General features: G+C 41.7%; 13 protein-coding genes. 7 read left to right on the top strand and 6 right to left on the bottom strand.

Annotation, left to right across the window (positions count from 1 at the left end; genetic code table 11):
- The 3 genes from AAEY87_RS04700 to AAEY87_RS04690 all read right to left on the bottom strand — a co-directional run bounded on the left by AAEY87_RS04700 (position 1) and on the right by AAEY87_RS04690 (position 3,553).
- Positions 1-1,293, bottom strand: a complete 1,293-nt coding sequence (locus AAEY87_RS04700; RefSeq protein WP_350656125.1) for a tyrosine-type recombinase/integrase — start codon at positions 1,291-1,293, stop codon at positions 1-3.
- A 143-nt stretch (positions 1,294-1,436) separates the two neighbouring features.
- A complete protein-coding gene (gene ssb, locus AAEY87_RS04695) occupies positions 1,437-2,081 on the bottom strand; it encodes a single-stranded DNA-binding protein (RefSeq protein ID WP_068037407.1) in 645 nt (214 codons plus the stop codon).
- A 107-nt stretch (positions 2,082-2,188) separates the two neighbouring features.
- The gene (locus AAEY87_RS04690; protein ID WP_068037410.1) at positions 2,189-3,553 is read right to left on the bottom strand and encodes an MFS transporter; all 1,365 of its coding nucleotides are present in this window, start codon (positions 3,551-3,553) and stop codon (positions 2,189-2,191) included.
- Between the two features lie 974 nt (positions 3,554-4,527).
- Here AAEY87_RS04690 and uvrA point away from each other — a divergent pair.
- Both uvrA and AAEY87_RS04680 read left to right on the top strand, forming a co-directional pair.
- Positions 4,528-7,434 (top strand): excinuclease ABC subunit UvrA, encoded by a 2,907-nt coding sequence (gene uvrA, locus AAEY87_RS04685; RefSeq protein ID WP_350656124.1) that lies wholly within the window; start codon positions 4,528-4,530, stop codon positions 7,432-7,434.
- Positions 7,435-7,561: 127 nt separating this feature from the next.
- Positions 7,562-9,340: a P-loop NTPase fold protein gene (locus tag AAEY87_RS04680; protein WP_350656123.1), complete on the top strand. Its 1,779-nt coding sequence runs from the start codon at positions 7,562-7,564 to the stop codon at positions 9,338-9,340.
- A gap of 26 nt (positions 9,341-9,366) precedes the next feature.
- On the opposite strand, the gene AAEY87_RS04675 is transcribed toward AAEY87_RS04680, so the two are convergent.
- Positions 9,367-9,648 carry a DUF503 domain-containing protein gene (locus AAEY87_RS04675; RefSeq protein ID WP_350656122.1) on the bottom strand — a complete coding sequence of 94 codons (282 nt, stop codon included), beginning with the start codon at positions 9,646-9,648 and terminating at the stop codon, positions 9,367-9,369.
- Positions 9,649-9,811: 163 nt separating this feature from the next.
- Between AAEY87_RS04675 and AAEY87_RS04670 the strand changes: the two genes are divergently transcribed.
- The 4 genes from AAEY87_RS04670 to AAEY87_RS04655 all read left to right on the top strand — a co-directional run bounded on the left by AAEY87_RS04670 (position 9,812) and on the right by AAEY87_RS04655 (position 12,954).
- Positions 9,812-10,627, top strand: a complete 816-nt coding sequence (locus AAEY87_RS04670) for a threonine/serine exporter family protein (RefSeq protein ID WP_350656209.1) — start codon at positions 9,812-9,814, stop codon at positions 10,625-10,627.
- A 1-nt stretch (position 10,628) separates the two neighbouring features.
- On the top strand, positions 10,629-11,081 hold the full coding sequence (locus AAEY87_RS04665; RefSeq protein ID WP_068037441.1) for a threonine/serine exporter family protein: 453 nt from the start codon (positions 10,629-10,631) through the stop codon (positions 11,079-11,081).
- Between the two features lie 163 nt (positions 11,082-11,244).
- Positions 11,245-12,600 (top strand): glutathione-disulfide reductase, encoded by a 1,356-nt coding sequence (gorA, locus tag AAEY87_RS04660; RefSeq protein ID WP_350656121.1) that lies wholly within the window; start codon positions 11,245-11,247, stop codon positions 12,598-12,600.
- Positions 12,601-12,741: 141 nt separating this feature from the next.
- Positions 12,742-12,954 (top strand): hypothetical protein, encoded by a 213-nt coding sequence (locus tag AAEY87_RS04655; RefSeq protein ID WP_068037443.1) that lies wholly within the window; start codon positions 12,742-12,744, stop codon positions 12,952-12,954.
- A gap of 29 nt (positions 12,955-12,983) precedes the next feature.
- Here AAEY87_RS04655 and AAEY87_RS04650 read toward each other — a convergent pair whose 3' ends face one another.
- Together AAEY87_RS04650 and AAEY87_RS04645 are read right to left on the bottom strand one after the other, a co-directional pair.
- Positions 12,984-13,640 carry a GNAT family N-acetyltransferase gene (locus AAEY87_RS04650; RefSeq protein ID WP_350656120.1) on the bottom strand — a complete coding sequence of 219 codons (657 nt, stop codon included), beginning with the start codon at positions 13,638-13,640 and terminating at the stop codon, positions 12,984-12,986.
- A gap of 107 nt (positions 13,641-13,747) precedes the next feature.
- On the bottom strand, positions 13,748-15,385 hold the full coding sequence (locus AAEY87_RS04645; protein WP_350656119.1) for an FAD-dependent oxidoreductase: 1,638 nt from the start codon (positions 15,383-15,385) through the stop codon (positions 13,748-13,750).
- Positions 15,386-15,764: 379 nt separating this feature from the next.
- Here AAEY87_RS04645 and truD point away from each other — a divergent pair, with 379 nt between their 5' ends.
- Entirely contained in the window at positions 15,765-17,006 is a 1,242-nt protein-coding gene (gene truD, locus AAEY87_RS04640) for a tRNA pseudouridine(13) synthase TruD (RefSeq protein WP_350656118.1), read from the top strand.
- Position 17,007: the final 1 nt, after the last annotated feature.

Here is a 17,007-nt window from a genome sequence, read left to right as displayed (position 1 = left end):
TTATTCCTTATTTATAAATTGAGACCAATGTTCCATATCTTCATACATAACTCGATTCGCCTCTTCTCTTACATGTCTTAGATTGTATGTCTCAGCTGTTGTATCAGAACTCCATCCATTTAGTTCTTTTCGAATTTGAATTTCCATCTTTTCATTAACTGGCTTTATATTTGAGTCAATCTTTGCCGCTGCATTTATCGAATCTATACGCTTTGACAAGTTATAGTTAAAATTATGACGAAATCCATGCCTTGTTATTTCTTCAAGTAATTCTGGACTTACTGCTATTGCAGGCTTAAGTATCCGATTAACAAACGTACTGTTAGATATTGGCTTGCCAAAATATTTGCCATGCTTATGAGTGACGAAAATATAAGGATGCTTTCTTGCTTCATCTATAATTGACCGCTTATCCATAATATAATCTTTCAAACGTCCAGTAAGATTTTGACTAATAGGGATTCTACGTTCTCTAGTTTTGGCTACTGGTTGTCTTTTACGAGGGTCTTCAATGGCATCATGACGCCTTACAACCGAAATGGCATTATTATGGAAATCTATATCTTCAATTTGTAAAGATAAAATCTCACCAGCCCTCATACCTGTTGAATCCATAACTTCGAATATAATCGCGTTGCGTAACTTAACATCCGTACCCTTGAAAGGGTTATCAGGTGAGTCTTCTTTCACAATTTCTAATATTCGAGCGAAAGCTTCAGGTGGTGCAGATTTTAAATTAGGGTCAGTAGCCAAACCTCTCCCTTTACTACCCTTAGGTTTATTAGCCAATAATGACTTATTCATACTAGCAATTGAAGATGATACAACCTTATTTACCAATTTGTTTTTTAGCAAGACTCTAACTATAAAATCTAAGTAGGAAGCTATATGTGACATTCTATTCGAGGCATGATTACTAGAAATACTTTGGATAGGTGTGAAATTCGCAGTTGATGCTGACGGAAACCTTACGATATTGCTACTCGATCTTTTCAACCATTTCCTCAAGCTTCTACTATCCAACATACAATGATCACGAATAGAATAGACATCTTCGGTGCTTAAAAACTTGGACTCTGTAAACTCTTCTATAAGGTTTCGATTATTGATCTCCTCCCATAATGCAAGGTGTATCAAATGCCCAAGAGTATTAATAATTGCGGACTGTGTCTGAGAAGGTCTTAGCTTCTCTGTGACATACAACGTAACCCAATAGTTAGGAGTACCATCTGAATCTATTAGGATTGGATATCTCTCTCCATTACTAAATACCAAGTTCTTAATTCGAGCCATAGTACGAACCCTTTAATCAACACTTAATTATGTATGTTATTCATAACTCTATTGTAAACTATTTTTATATTATAGATATAAAAAAAGAGCCTATTTACATAGGCTCTATCTAGCTTAATCAACATTACTTAATTATGTATTCCTCAAAAAGGAATATCATCATCTACCGGGCCATCTGGCATAGCCGTAGGTTTTGATTGTGCTGGCGTTTGAGTAGGCTGATTAAACTGATTTTGTTGAGCCGGTGCATTTTGGTTATTGAAGCTATTCTGGTTACTGCCTTGAGCTGCCGCACCGCCAGCTTGATTGTAGCCACCTTGCTGAGCTGGCTGATTGTTTGCTTGCTGACCAAAGTTGTTTTGATTACTTTGTCCGCCTTGATTACCGTAACTGCCGCCTTGATTTTGATTTGAGCCTTGACCACCAAAGTTATTGCTATCTTGACCACCACTGCTCGTGCCATCGAGCATTTGCATTTGCTCAGCACGAATCTCAGTGATGTAACGATCTTGTCCGCTTTGATCTTGGTATTTACGGGTACGCAGACTACCTTCAATATAAACCTTACTGCCTTTACGAAGATACTGCGCGGCAATCTCTCCTAAGCGATTAAATAATGCAATACGATGCCATTCGGTCGCTTCTCTTTTTTCACCGCTTTGCTTATCTGTCCATTGCTCTGACGTCGCAACCGAGATATTGGTCACGCTACCGCCATTATTAAATTGACGTGCCTCAGGGTCTGCTCCAAGGTTACCGATAATGATAACTTTATTAACTCCGCGCATGGTACCGTCCTTTTACTTATGAATAATTTAATGAATAGTTTTAACTGTCATTTAATGGAACCAATTAATACTATCAGTAATTTGTTTTTACTTTAACCAATTTTTGTTTAAATATCTAGGGGGCTTTGCGCAAGATGCGACAGCTCCTGTCGTGAAGTATCGGTTAGCTGGGTTTTGTCTAACTTAAGGTATGCTACCTGTTCTTTTGCCATTACCACCAGCTCATCGACGCCATCTACTGCCAGCATTTGCCGTGACCAATCTTGAATGTTGATATTTTTAGGAATAGTGACTGTCGTACTTGATAGATAAGGCGGCTGGGCAATCGGGATAATGAAGAGTAACGCTGCACCCATGATAGCGGCTAATATGCCCCAGGCCAGCAGATTTGGCTGCGTCAATAGTAAGCCACCCATCGCACCGCCAACAAAGGCCCCAAAGAACTGGCTAGATGAGTTAAGTCCCATTGCCGTCGCTTTATTCGCTACTGGCGCCCGCTTCGAGATCCATGATGGAATGGTGGCTTCAAGTAAATTAAAGCCCATAAAGTATAATAATAGACCTAAAATAATACCCACACCAAGATGACTACCAAAGGCGAGCAACGCTAATGAGGCAGTCATTAGCGCCAATGCTCCTAAAAACACTTGGCGCATTTTGCGTTTCTTTTCGGCAATGATGATAAACGGAATCGCGACGGCAAAGCCAATAAATAACAATGGCAAATAAACCAAGCCCTGCTGGCGTACAGACAAGCCCATCACGTCACTTAGCTGATGCGGCAAAATAACAAATATCGCCGTCATGGTAAGATGTAGCGCAAAGATGCCGATATGCAAGCGGTTTAAATCGCCTATTTTTATCACGCTAGCCAATTGCTGGCCAATCGATTTATTGTCCAAATTATGCTTAAGGACTCGTAGCGGTGTGGGCACGACGAAAAGTAGCATCATCGCTAAAACAGCAAAGCCTGCGGTTAACCAAAACAGACCAGAGATACCAAGTGAACCGACTAATAAAGGACCAAAGGCAAAAGCGAGCATGATAGAGGTGGCAATGGTCAAGCCCATGGTTGCCATCGCTTTGGTGCGCATCTCTTCACGCGTCACATCAGCGAGTAATGCCATCAATACCGCAGAGACCGCACCACTACCTGCCAGCGCTCGACCGATAATGACCTCATAAATATCAGTCGCATTTGCCGCGATGATACCGCCAAGGGCAAATAATATTAAACCCAAAAATATGATAGGTTTACGGGGAAACTTATCCGCGGCAAGACTCATTGGTATCTGAAAAATAGCCTGCCCTAGCCCATAAATACCGACCGCTAAACCGATCAAAAATGGCGTGGCATGCGCATAATTGTCACCATACACAGAAAACACAGGCACAATCATAAACAGGCCAATCATCCGCAAGGCAAATATACCACCGACCCCCAGAATTGCCCGTTTTTCTACGCTATTCATACTTGCCTCACTGGTTTATCACATCACGACTGACATCTATACATTATGACAATGCACAGCTGCGCTACACTTATGGGTCTATCGACTGCCTCTGGCAACTATCGGCTAGTAAGACTGACAAGTAGCATCTAGAGCTACCTGCTCTAAGAGCGACATGTACCAAATTTAATAATAATTTGGCAAAATGCTCGTCTATTCGCTCAACCCATAAATCAAGCCCCACAGTATAAAACATTCGCTACTTAGTTGCCGAGACTTTTGTCTTCCTGCCTAGACTTACTATTCCACGCCATCCCAATTCATTCATTTTACTCAATAATTTTGTTACTAAGTGCATCTAATACCTACTGATGCCTTGAATAATCCTGTAGTCATGACAATAAAGTAAGACGTTGTAAAAGTTATGATAGAGCAGTATATAAACAGGATAGCCTTATGAACGCGAACAATGATATTACGAGCAATTATTCATAGTACTTAACTATTCGTAGTTTGTAGATATTCCCAGTTTATAAGTACTCATAGAGTCTAAAAGATAGAGCTTAAGAGATAAAGCATAATAAATAGTTTCTAAGAATATGAAATTGGCTTATTTATATCCTTTCGTGACATTAAGTCCTTAATTTATTACTCTATGATAACTTTGAGAATGAAATTAACGTTGATAACTTAGTATTCACATACATTACAGCAATAAAGCCAATTCAATTAAAATTTAAACTTTTGTCAATATTTAAATAACGAATCGCTTTATAGTTAGAATCATCGAATACCCTAATAAATAATAAGTACCTATAAATCTTTAATGATGGTTATAAAGACCTTTTATTTTTAATAATCAAATAAAGCGTAGTCTATTTTCAAGTAGCATGACTAAATCTTTTAATTAAACCTTATCTACATTTTTGTATTTTATAACCATACGTACATAGTTGTTTTAATAACGCTTTTAGCAAATAGGAAACCCAGAACCGATGGCACACGAGCATATTAAGATTCGCGGCGCACGCACTCATAATCTAAAAAACATCGACTTAGACATTCCACGAGATAAATTTGTGGTGATTACTGGCCTATCTGGTTCTGGTAAATCATCGCTGGCCTTTGATACGCTTTATGCCGAAGGGCAACGTCGCTATGTCGAGAGTCTATCGGCTTATGCGCGTCAGTTTCTCTCGCAAATGGAGAAGCCAGAGGTCGATAGTATTGAAGGTCTCTCCCCTGCGATTGCTATCGAGCAGAAATCAACCAACCATAATCCACGCTCAACGGTCGGTACGATTACCGAAATCTATGACTATTTGCGTCTGCTCTATGCGCGTATCGGTACGCCTTATTGTCCAGAACATGGCGAGCCAATGGTCGCGCAGTCGGTCACCGAAATGGTCGATCAAGTCATGGCGCTCCCAGATGACACAAAACTAATGATACTTGCGCCAGTGGTTCGTGAGCGCAAAGGTGAGCATACAGTTCTGCTTGAGCAATTAATTGGTCAAGGATTCGTACGCGTACGTGTCGATGACGATGTTTACGATACTGATGAACTACCGACACTCGATAAAAAGAAAAAGCATACGATCGAAGTCGTGGTCGACCGCTTTAAAGTTCGTGACGACTTAGGCAACCGCGTCGCTGAAAGTTTGGAGACTGCCCTACGTTTAGGTCAAGGTTTGGTGACGCTGCACTTTATGGATGGCAATCCAAAAGAAGGCGGTGATGCTAATCAGGTCATGTCTGCCAAGCACTCTTGCCCTGTTTGTGACCGCGCAGTGTCTGAGCTTGAGCCGCGTATGTTCAGTTTTAACAATCCTTATGGTGCTTGCCCAAGTTGTGATGGTCTCGGTAAACGTCAGTATTTCTCAGCCGAAAAGCTGATTACTCACCATGAAAAATCGCTCAATCAAGGCGCGATTAATGGTTGGGATAAGCGTCATGCTTATTACTTTGGCCTGCTTTCGACTGTTTGTAAGCACTTTAAAATTGATATGGATGCACCGTGGCAAGAGCTGCCAAATGCGCAGCAAGATCTCATTATGCATGGCTCGGGTAAAGAAAAATTAACTTTTAACTTTACCGATGAGCGCGGTCGTAAAACCAATAAAACCGTACCATTTGAAGGTGTGCTGCCTTATCTAGAGCGCCGTTATGCCAAAACGCAAAGTAACCTAGTCCGTGACGAGTTGGCAAAATATTTGGCCGATACCACGTGTAACGTCTGTGATGGCGCGCGTCTCAATGAGATTTCACGCAACGTGCGCGTAGACGATCAAACCATCGCCCAAATCGTTAAGCTATCTATCGGTGACGCTGCTGACTATTATAAGACGCTAAAAATTGGCGGTCATAAAGGTGAAGTTGCAGAAAAAATCTTTAAAGAGATTAATGAGCGCTTAAACTTCCTCGTCAGTGTCGGACTTGATTATCTATCCCTTGCCCGCTCTGCTGAGACGCTATCAGGTGGTGAAGCGCAGCGTATTCGTCTTGCCAGCCAAATTGGCGCAGGTCTGATGGGTGTGATGTATGTCCTCGATGAGCCATCAATTGGTTTGCATCAGCGCGATAATGATCGTCTGCTAAAAACCCTAACGCGCTTACGTGATTTGGGCAATACGGTACTGGTCGTTGAGCATGATGAAGACGCCATTCGCCAAGCGGATCACGTTATCGATATCGGTGTTGGCGCAGGCGTACACGGCGGTCATATCATCGCTCAGGGTACGGTCGATGACATCATGGCGAACGAAGAATCACTAACTGGACAATATATGTCTGGTAAGAAAAAAATCGAGATTCCAAGCATTCGTCACAAGGCTAAAACGATAGAGATTGAGGAAAAAGGGAAAGCCAAACCGAAAAAAGTACCGATGACCATTGAGCTAAAAGGTGCATCAGGTAACAACTTACACGATGTTGATTTGACCTTGCCAATAGGTATCATGACTTGTATCACTGGCGTCTCAGGTTCTGGTAAATCGACCCTCATCAACCGTACCTTGATGCCACTCGCCGCCACGCAGTTGAATAATGCCTCAACGCTCATCGCGGATAAGCATGACAGCATCAATGGTCTTGAGCATTTGGACAAAATGGTCGATATTGATCAAAGCCCGATTGGTCGTACGCCGCGTTCAAATCCAGCGACGTATACCGGTGTCTTTACGCCAGTACGTGAGATGTTTGCACAAACGCAAGAAGCGCGCGCCCGTGGTTACAAAGCGGGTCGCTTTAGCTTTAACGTTAAAGGCGGACGCTGTGAAATGTGTCAAGGTGACGGTCTCATCAAAGTTGAGATGCACTTTTTGCCAGACATGTATGTGCCGTGTGACACCTGTGAAGGCAAACGCTATAACCGCGAGACTTTAGAGATTCACTATAAAGGTAAAAATATCGCCGATGTGCTCGATATGACCGTTGAGGATGCGACTGAGTTCTTCTCAGCCATTCCAGCGATTTATCGTCGCCTGCAAGCATTGATGGATGTTGGTCTAAGCTATATTCGCCTCGGTCAGTCTGCGCCAACACTATCTGGCGGTGAAGCTCAGCGTGTGAAGCTGGCACGTGAGCTTGCCAAACGTGATACCGGACAGACGCTCTATATCTTGGATGAGCCAACCACTGGGTTGCATTTCCATGATATCGATAAATTGCTACATATCCTGCATGCCCTACGTGATAAAGGCAATACCATCGTGGTCATCGAGCACAATCTTGACGTTATCAAAACCGCCGATTGGGTTATTGATCTTGGCCCTGAAGGTGGTAAAGGTGGTGGACTGATTATCGCTGAAGGTACACCTGAAGAAGTAGCGGAAGTGAAAGGCTCATATACTGGTGAGTTCTTAAAGCCAATGCTTAAGCAGGCGATGCAAGAAGTGAGTTAATACAAGTTAGTTAATTAATAATTGATAAAAGGCTATTCTTTAGGGAGTGGCCTTTTTTGTTGGGTTGAGTTTTTATTTTAGTGTTAACATGATAATTATTTTAAGAACATCTGTAAGGTAATGAGCAATGGCAAATGTAGCAAATCTTGAGAAGAAGCTTTTTGAGCTTATCAATACTAAAGACTCTTTTGCTATTGCTCTGACTGGCGAATGGGGTATTGGTAAGACTCATTTTTGGAATAATTTCTGTAAAAAACATCGTGAAAATTTTCGGGTTAAGAAAATTGCTTATGTATCCTTATTCGGCATTGATTCATTGGATGCCTTAAAATTTGAAATAGCTATCAAATCTTACTCTACATCACAAAGCAGTGATAATTTATCTGGAATAAAGAAAGTTTTTCAAAGCACAATTGAGGCAGTTGATCTACCTAAGATTGAAGGCAGTGGTGTTGCTCTATCTCTTAGCAAAAGTATGATTACTAGTACTATATCCAATATGGTTAATGAAACCTTAATATGTATAGACGATATTGAGCGAATATCAGACAAATTAGATATCAAAGATGTAATGGGGCTAGTCAATCATTTAAATTTAGAAAAAAAATGTAAAGTTATTGTTTTACTACACGAAGGGGAAGCTAATAAAAAATTTCATGAATACAAAGAAAAAGTCTTTGATGAAATCTTAACTCTAAGTGAATCGATAACCATTATTAAGAAAGATATAGTTGATGATAATGACTTATTCCCCATATACGAGCTATTCTATCAAACATTAAATATAAAGAACTTAAGATTTTATCAACGTGTTCAGAGCACTTTAAAGATTATAATAGATAACTCAGGCAGTGAACTATCTTTAGTAAGTAAGAAACAAATATTAGAGTTTCTTTTAGTAATTATGTTTGCGCATGATATGCCTAAATTACTAGGTTCAGAGATAGATTTTGAATCGTTTATAACAATTCTCGATGAGAAAAATCCAGTTTTTTCAGATCGGCTCATAGACTTAAAATCATCTTCTAGTGAAACATCATCTAAGAAAGACTTACACATTCTCAAACAGTTTGAAAAACTTAATGAAATTCGAGATATTATCGAACCATTTATTTCAAACTTCATTATTTCAGGTTGGGGTCATTTCGTTGTTTCATTGGTTAGAGATTTAGACCTAAACAGTGATATGGCGAAACTTCTAAATGAAAAAGATACTATCAATGAGAGAAACTTAGAAGATAGCAGACTGAAGACCCAAGTGTTACAAGAGTTTCATAACTTGGAGATCGAACCAAAATTTGCCGAACGATTATACTATGTAGCTTGTAGCAGTCTATCTTCAGAACAATTAAGTAACTTAAGCTTTTATTGTGATATTCTCGAAACTAGCAATAGGTCAGACTTGGCTACTCAACTTGAAGACCATATTAAAAGACATATTGAACAATCAGTTAGGTCATCTAAAAGTCATATGTCTATAGATGACTTCTATTTTTTTGGAAAAAAGCCTGAAGATCGCTTCTACGATTTTACTGTTAATTCACTAGCGAGCTTCAGAACTAACAGTTTTAGCTCTAAAAAGATACTTTCAATATTTTTAGATTTTCATAAAAATAGTCGTAGAGCCTGGAATAGTCATGATAAAGACCTCCTAAAGCTAATTGATAAAGATATTTTGAAACAGGTAATTTGGGCAGATATAGAAAGTAACCAAAGATACCGTAAGTTATTTATCCATTCAATTTTATTACATCCATGTCTAGGAGATATTAGTGGTAAACGTGAAGAAATTAGGCTATGGATACTAGATCTACTGCGAGAAAACATTGTTGATAATCCGAACAACGAACCTTCTATAAAAATGTGGTTAGATAATACTAATAATTTGACAGAAAACCTAACTTAGATCGTAAGCTAGCCAAAGCTCACAACCTAAATAAACTCTCTCTCAACATTCATCATCCTTGCATCTACCGTCCGTTCTATCTTCTCCTCTATCTGACTACACTGCGACTCGACTTCACGTTTAGACAGCCCGACTATAACGAATGTCCACTCGCTGGCATCATGTCGATCACGCTCGCCGCTCTCACATACCGCGACGCTTGGCGTATTGCCAAAGCGGGCGTGCAGGCCGCCCATACGTTGGCGCTTTTCTTTTAATGAGCTACATCCGGATAGCGCAAAAGTCAGCGTTAAGATAGCGATATGCATTTTATTCTCCTTGCGACAGTGGTTTACGCTTTATAATAGTAGCAAATAAGCACGGCAAGTTATGCTATCGTTACCTTGCCGTATCGATATCCTATAACCGCTCACACTGTTTATAGTTATACTATTCACAAAAATCACAATAGCCAACATGCGTACTCGCCCAATGACCTCTATCAGCTACGTACAGCAACAGCGCATTACTCGATTATGCGTGCGCTGCGGATTACTCCTTATGCAATATGGTGCCGAGTCCGCTGTGGTGGTTGACTTGTCTAAACGTTTGGGATTCGCTTTGGGAATGAGTAGCGTAGAATGTTCGCTTAATTTTAATGCCATCACCTTGACGACCATCTGTGATGAACGCTGTATCACCACCACTCGAGACACTATTAATCAAAGCATCAATGTCAATTTATTGGTACAAATCCAGCAAATTATCAATAAAACCGAAGCCGATACAAATAGCCACAAGCTATATAACAATAAGCTGAAGTCTGAGCTTACTGACCGCACCACCCTTGCGTTTGATGAATTAGATAAAACGGTTTATCCAACGTGGCTAGTGGGCATATTTGTTGGCGCATCTTGTGCCGCGTTTGCGAATCTTAATGGCGGCAGTTGGTCGATTACCGCCGTAACCTTTATCGCTGGCATGGTAGCGATGTTTACCCGCATTTATTTGGCTAAGCACCACTTCAATCCCTTTATCACGGTCATTGTTACGGCTTTTATCGCCTCTTTGATTGGGGCGACGACCTATTACTTTGATATTGGTAATAATGCCGATATTGCCGTTGCCTCTAGCGTTCTACTTTTGATACCAAGCTTTCCTTTGATCAATTCTTTCTCAGATATATTAAAGGGCTATGTCAATATTGGCGTTGGACGTGCGGTTTTTACTTATATGTTGACCTTGTCAGCGTGCGTTGGCATTGTGATGGCACTGGTTTTACTGCAAATACAGCACTGGGGGTTTTGACATGTGGTTCATTGAGACCGTGGTGCTGTCGTGTATCATTACCCTTGGTTGGACGCTTATGTTCAGCGTGCCCAAACGCTATATTTTGCCGTGTTTGCTGATGACCGCGTTTGGCTTCGGGCTAAAAACAGCGCTTGTCTATCAGCACATCCATTTGGTGGTGGCCAGCTTTTTTGGGGCGATGCTTGCCAGCTTTTTGGGCGTGTATTTTTCTAAAAAATATACCTTACCACCCAAAGCGTTAATCTCACCAAGTGTCATCTGTATGATGCCAGGCATCGCCGCTTATAAGGCAATGGTTAGTATGGTGCAGATTGGTTATTTTGGTTTTTCGGACGAATTATTTAGCCAAATGATGGTGTATTTGTTTGAAGCCTTGTTTGTGACCTCAGGATTGGTGCTGGGTTTGTCCATTCCTGGACTGTTATTTTATAGGCGGCGTGCCATTGTTTAAGTGGGTGTAGATAGGTTTAGATGGCGGGCTATTTTTGCCTAAATACTTTTACATACCGATGCGACTCAGCACACCCTAATGATAAAAACCTTGTAAGATTTATTATCATACCCATTACAATAGAGTTCAAAATTGCACCAAAACTTAATAAAGAGACATAACAATGACAAAACATTATGATTATATTTCCATTGGCGGCGGTAGCGGCGGCATTGCTTCGATTAATCGAGCGGCGAGCTATGGCAAAAAATGCGCCATTATCGAAGCTGACCAATTGGGCGGCACCTGCGTAAACTGGGGCTGCGTACCTAAAAAGGTGATGTGGTATGGGGCACAAGTTGCCGAAGCCATCGAAAAATATGCGCCAGATTATGGCTTTGATGTGGAAGTAAAAGGCTTTGATTTTCAAAAGCTGGTCAATAGTCGTCAACAATATATCCAAAACATTCACCGCTCTTATGATAATAACTTGGCGAAAAATGGCGTTGAGGTAATAAAAGGTTTTGCCAAATTTATCGATACCAATACGGTCGAAGTCAATGGCGAGCATATTACCGCTGACCATATTTTGATTGCTACAGGCGGTCACCCTATTTTCCCTGATATCAAAGGCGCAGAACATGGTATTGATTCTGATGGATTTTTTAGGTTAAACCATTTACCAAAACGTGTGGCTATCGTCGGCGCAGGATATATCGCTGTTGAGATCGCGGGCGTACTTAACAGTCTAGGCGCTGAGGTGCATCTGTATGTCCGTCAGCACTCGCCACTGCGCTCGTTTGACCATACTATCGTGGAGACTTTACTGATAGAGATGGAGCAAGACGGCATCCAATTGCACACCGATACCACACTAACGGAAGTCAATAAAAAGGAAGATGGCTGTTTAGAGTTATTTACCAAAGATGGCGCTCTTGATACCGTAGATTGCTTGATTTGGGCAATTGGTCGTGCGCCTTCTACGGACAACATCAATTTGCAAGTGACGGGTGTGGAGACGAACGAGGTTGGCAAAATCAAAGTCGATAAGTTCCAAAATACTAATGTCGAAGGCATTTATGCGGTCGGCGATATTATTGAGAACAGTATTGATTTGACGCCAGTCGCTATCGCGGCAGGCAGGCGTCTGTCTGAGCGCTTATTTAACAATAAGACTAATGAGCATTTAAAGTACGAGTTGATACCGACAGTTATCTTTACTCACCCTGCTATCGGTACGATTGGCTTGTCTGAGATCGATGCTGTTAAGGAATATGGCAAGGACAATATCAAATGCTACACCTCGGCATTTACCTCTATGTATAGCGCGGTGACTCAGCATCGTCAAAAGTGTGTGATGAAACTGGTATGCTTAGGTGATGATGAAAAAGTTATTGGCTTACATGGTATTGGCTTTGGTGTCGATGAGATGATTCAAGGCTTTGCGGTGGCGATAAAGATGGGCGCTACCAAAGCTGACTTTGATAATACCGTTGCTATTCACCCTACGGGTTCGGAAGAATTTGTGACGATGCGTTAGATAGACTGGGTGCTATTAGAAGAAGGGCTATTCTTGACGGAATAGCCTTTTTTATTGCCAGTTTTTTATTTAGTGTAAAACCACATACAGACAGCACAATCACGATACTGCTATGATGCGTTTAATAATGACCGTTGCGAGATGACTGTGTGGCAGGTATACCTTTTTATATTACCGATTGGTTTAGGCATCATGACTTTGGCAGCAAGCTTATTGTTTTTATTTGCTTACCTAATGTCTGATGACAATGCCACGCGCTTGCCTGCTTTCAACTGGTTTAAGCGTTTAATTATTGTGGCATTTGTTCTGCTAAGCGTTGGCTTGTTTATGACCTTTGGGCATTTTTGGGGTTAGCTCAAGTTTGATATAGATAAAGTTAACCTTTAAGCGTTAACGATTTTCTCTAACTCTAATAACTCTAAATCTTGACGTTTTGGTTCGCCATTATTGCCATCATATGGAAATGGCATCTTATTACCATTGAACTGATAACCACGGCGCTGATAGTAAGCCAATAGCTCAGGTCGATGGCTTAAAATAGACATAGTAAGACGGGTTGGTTGGCTGTTACTTTTTAAATGTCTTTCAGCGAAAGTTTCAGCGGCTTGTAATATTACATTACCAACGCCCTGCCCCTGCAGCTCTGGATGTACGGCAAACATACCAATATAAGCTTTGTTATCATTGTCAGTCCTATTAAGGTTGCTCTCATTTGTATTGTCATCAACTTTTATATCGACTGCAATACAACCCAACAGCTCACCGGTTTCATCTCCACCGCGTTCGCCTGTGGTCGTTTTTGGATAAATGAACAGATAGTGTTTTGGATTGGCAATGATGCTTGCTAGCTCAGCTTGAGTGATACGAATACCACCGACTAAATCCGCTTCATTGGTCCAGCCCTCTGTCTCTCGGTAGCAGCGGTTTAGTAACTGTTCGAGTGCGTCAATATCATCCGCTTCTGCTTGTCGTAAAAATACGGACTCTCTATTCAAGTGGTTTTTACCTGTCTGTTCTTTATTTATCTGTTCTTTATTCATGAAACTGGTTGTCCTTTTCCGTCTATTTAGTATAAAAGGCTATATGATAAAAGGCTGACCTAAATTAATAGACCAGCCTTTATAGTAAACCTTATCAGATTTAAGTACTAGCGTGATAACGCCTGTGCTTGGTCGATGAGATTAAATCCTGCATTGATTTGCGCACGCGTTGGCGCATGACCACGGCGGAGTAGCTCAGAAAAGGCAACCAGCTCTTTATTACGCCCTAACGTGCTAGCAGCACTAGCACGCGTGTCTTCCCCATCGTCATCAAAGTAATATTCGATATAATCTAGCGTATCTGGCGAGCCAAACAAGATATTGTTATCTGGCGTAGCGGCGTGTCCGCTATAGCGTAGGCTTTTGCCATATTGTGCGGTCCAAAAGAAAGGAATACGCTCCTCTACCGAGTTGACGTTGTCTTGATTTAAAATAGCTGCTGCCGTCACGATGCCATGTTGCAATGCCACTCGCCAATGTTCAATACGCATACGCCCCATTTGGTTGGTTGCTTTGGCAATATCGCCCAGCGCATAGACGCCATCACGCAGTTGTAGATGCTCATCCACTTGCACGCCGTCCGGAGTATTTACCTCATTTAACAACTCGGTACGTGGGGCAACCCCAGTTCCTAAGATAACAACATCAGCATCGAGCGTACTGCCATCTGACAGTTTTACACCGCTGACTTTACTACCTTCTCCATTGATTTCATCAACACCTGCGCCAAATGCGAAGGTAACCCCTTTTTCTTCATGGAGTTTGATAAGGGCATTACTCACCGTTTCAGAGACGATATTGCTCATGACGCGGCGGCTGCGCCCAATAACGGTGACAGATGCCGCCTTCCCCGCCTCCATTAAAGCAGACGCCACTTCCATCCCGATAAAGCCTGTGCCTACGATAACGACGTGCTTGTCATTACTGGCCGCTTTGATGTCTTTGGCATCACCCATGCTACGTAGCGTATAGACGCCATCCAAATCAACGCCTTTAAAAGGTGGTATCTTAGGTTCAGCACCTGTCGCTACGACTAGGAAGTCCGCTGTTTGCTGTTCACTATTGCCACTCTCATCTTTCATTACGATAGTGCGTTCATTAGGTAATACTTCGCTGACGGTTTGGTTTAAGCGTAGCTCGATATTATTTTTACTGGCCCACTCGCTGCCGCCAAGCATCAAATATTTCTCTTCCATTTTTCCTGCTAAAAATGCTTTTGATAATAAAGGACGGTTATAAGGGGCTTTATCGTCTTTACTGATTAAGGTGATTTTGCCGCCATAGCCGGTATGACGCAGCTGATTGGCCGTCATAAAACCTGCACCGCCGCCACCAACGATAATAGTATGCGTATCAGTCAGCTTATCGTTTGCAACGCGTTTATCTATCTTCGCTGAGGTATTGACGGTCAAGCTATCGCCCTCATCTGTTAGCTCATATTGAGTCAATCCGCGCATGGCAACCGGCTCTAATAGCGTACCATCGCGACTGTCAAAACTGCCATGATGCCACGGGCAGACCACTCGATTACCACAGCGCATGCCATCACCTAAATCTGCACCAACATGAGGACATTTGCCATCAAAGGCAAAAAACTCGTCCTCATCACGGGTAATTAAAATGATACTATCGTCATCTTGTTTATAGGATTTCATACCGCCACTTGGAATGTCAGATTTATTAAACGTTATTAGATTTTTGGCGGCGATTTTGTTATCGGCTTGGTTATTATTAACTTGGCTCATAGGTCATCCTTAACAGTTATAATTATGTTCTGCGTAAAACGTGTTTGAGATAGTCGATATACTTTAATGAATACAGGGTTACTGCGGACTACCAAGCATTACTGGAATGAATTTTACGAAGCCTCTGTCGGCGTAGGCACAGCAAGCGAGAAAAATTTGTACCAGTAACGCATAATAATGTTATGTAACCATTTTATTTAGTATCAAGTATACATTTAAAAAAAGTAGATTCATTGATAGTAGCAAGCCCAGTTAGCGTACGCTGTTTATTTGTATGTTTGCTGCGTTGCAAAACGTAACTTCCTAACCTTTACTAGCCTTTAACGAATAGCTCTATTCTTTCAACCTAAAGCTTATAACCAAAATACAAGACGACTTTATGAATTCTCAAGATCAAGATAACCAGAACGAAATGACAGCTACGTCTACTTCTGAACCTGACTTAAACAGTCAGGCATCTAATAATGAACAGTTTGATATCACCAGTTTTGATATCGAGGCAGCGACGGATACTGCGCAATTACCGCAGCCAACTTTGCCACCTCTCAAACAAGCGACTTACAAGACCCATAACACAGATTTTGTCGTCAATGAAATATTGCCGTTAGACTTTACTGGCGAGGGTGAGCACTTATGGCTACATATAGAGAAGTCAGGGGTGAATACTGCCTATCTGGCTAAATTACTGTCAGAGTGGGCAGAGATTCCCTTACGTGATGTCGGTTATTCAGGACTCAAAGACCGTCATGCGCTGACGACTCAGTGGTTTAGCTTAAGAATACCTTTGAGGCAATTGCCAGAGTCTGAGTTTGCACCAGTAGATATCAGCGACAGCGAGTCGGTCACTATCCTTGCTCAACATTGGCACAATAAAAAGCTTAATCGTGGTACGCACCGAGCTAATCAATTTATTATCACCTTGCGAGATATTGAGTTGGAAAATGAAGATAAGTCGTCTGTAGAAAAGCATTTGCAAAATATCAGCGCAAGCGGCGTGCCCAATTATTTTGGCCCACAGCGTTTTGGATGGAATGGTAATAACATTAGAGAAGCCTTGGCATTGTTTGCGCGTCCAACGCCAGAAAGTCGACCTCAGCCAAAGAAGAGCAAACGTAAACGTGCGCCGCGAGAGCAAAATTCTATGGAATTGTCTGCCGCGCGTAGCTTAATATTCAATGAGATATTGGCTGCACGGGTACGGGATGGTAGTTGGAATACTGGACTCGCAGGTGAGGTGTTTAACTTAGACGGTTCAGGCTCGATATTTACCAGTGAAGAAATAGACGATACTTTACGCGCGCGAGTTGCTAGCGGTGATATTCATCCAACAGGCGTGTTATGGGGCATGGCTAATGACAAAGTCAGCAGCGTAGCAGCTCAGCTTGAGAACGATGTGGTACAGAGTAGTGCGTTATTAACGCAGCTGGCAATGGGGTTAGAGAAGCGCGATGTGAAAGCACAACGACGAGCGCTACGATTGCCGATTGAAGCCTTGAGTTGGGAATGGCAAGGTAGTCAAAATAGTAATGAGCAAACGCTGGTATTAAACTTTACGTTGACGACTGGCAGTTTTGCGACCAGTGTATTGGCAAGCTTGGTGCAATGGTTAAGCACCTTGTAAT

The organism is Psychrobacter sp. S1-30-MNA-CIBAN-0213, assembly GCF_040309845.1.
In the GTDB taxonomy this organism is placed as follows: domain Bacteria; phylum Pseudomonadota; class Gammaproteobacteria; order Pseudomonadales; family Moraxellaceae; genus Psychrobacter.
Note: the sequence above shows the minus strand (reverse complement) of the source record. Positions and strands in the feature narration are given on the sequence as shown.

What these genes read in the sequence shown, in the direction of transcription:
- AAEY87_RS04650 (WP_350656120.1), bottom strand. Translation starts at nt 13,640, where the DNA reads ATGAATAAAGAACAGATAAATAAAGAACAGACAGGTAAAAACCACTTG.
- ssb (WP_068037407.1), bottom strand. Translation starts at nt 2,081, where the DNA reads ATGCGCGGAGTTAATAAAGTTATCATTATCGGTAACCTTGGAGCAGAC.
- truD (WP_350656118.1), top strand. Translation starts at nt 15,765, where the DNA reads ATGAATTCTCAAGATCAAGATAACCAGAACGAAATGACAGCTACGTCT.
- AAEY87_RS04655 (WP_068037443.1), top strand. Translation starts at nt 12,742, where the DNA reads ATGACTGTGTGGCAGGTATACCTTTTTATATTACCGATTGGTTTAGGC.
- AAEY87_RS04680 (WP_350656123.1), top strand. Translation starts at nt 7,562, where the DNA reads ATGGCAAATGTAGCAAATCTTGAGAAGAAGCTTTTTGAGCTTATCAAT.
- AAEY87_RS04700 (WP_350656125.1), bottom strand. Translation starts at nt 1,293, where the DNA reads ATGGCTCGAATTAAGAACTTGGTATTTAGTAATGGAGAGAGATATCCA.
- uvrA (WP_350656124.1), top strand. Translation starts at nt 4,528, where the DNA reads ATGGCACACGAGCATATTAAGATTCGCGGCGCACGCACTCATAATCTA.
- AAEY87_RS04675 (WP_350656122.1), bottom strand. Translation starts at nt 9,648, where the DNA reads ATGCATATCGCTATCTTAACGCTGACTTTTGCGCTATCCGGATGTAGC.
- AAEY87_RS04670 (WP_350656209.1), top strand. Translation starts at nt 9,812, where the DNA reads ATGACCTCTATCAGCTACGTACAGCAACAGCGCATTACTCGATTATGC.
- AAEY87_RS04645 (WP_350656119.1), bottom strand. Translation starts at nt 15,385, where the DNA reads ATGAGCCAAGTTAATAATAACCAAGCCGATAACAAAATCGCCGCCAAA.
- gorA (WP_350656121.1), top strand. Translation starts at nt 11,245, where the DNA reads ATGACAAAACATTATGATTATATTTCCATTGGCGGCGGTAGCGGCGGC.
- AAEY87_RS04690 (WP_068037410.1), bottom strand. Translation starts at nt 3,553, where the DNA reads ATGAATAGCGTAGAAAAACGGGCAATTCTGGGGGTCGGTGGTATATTT.
- AAEY87_RS04665 (WP_068037441.1), top strand. Translation starts at nt 10,629, where the DNA reads ATGTGGTTCATTGAGACCGTGGTGCTGTCGTGTATCATTACCCTTGGT.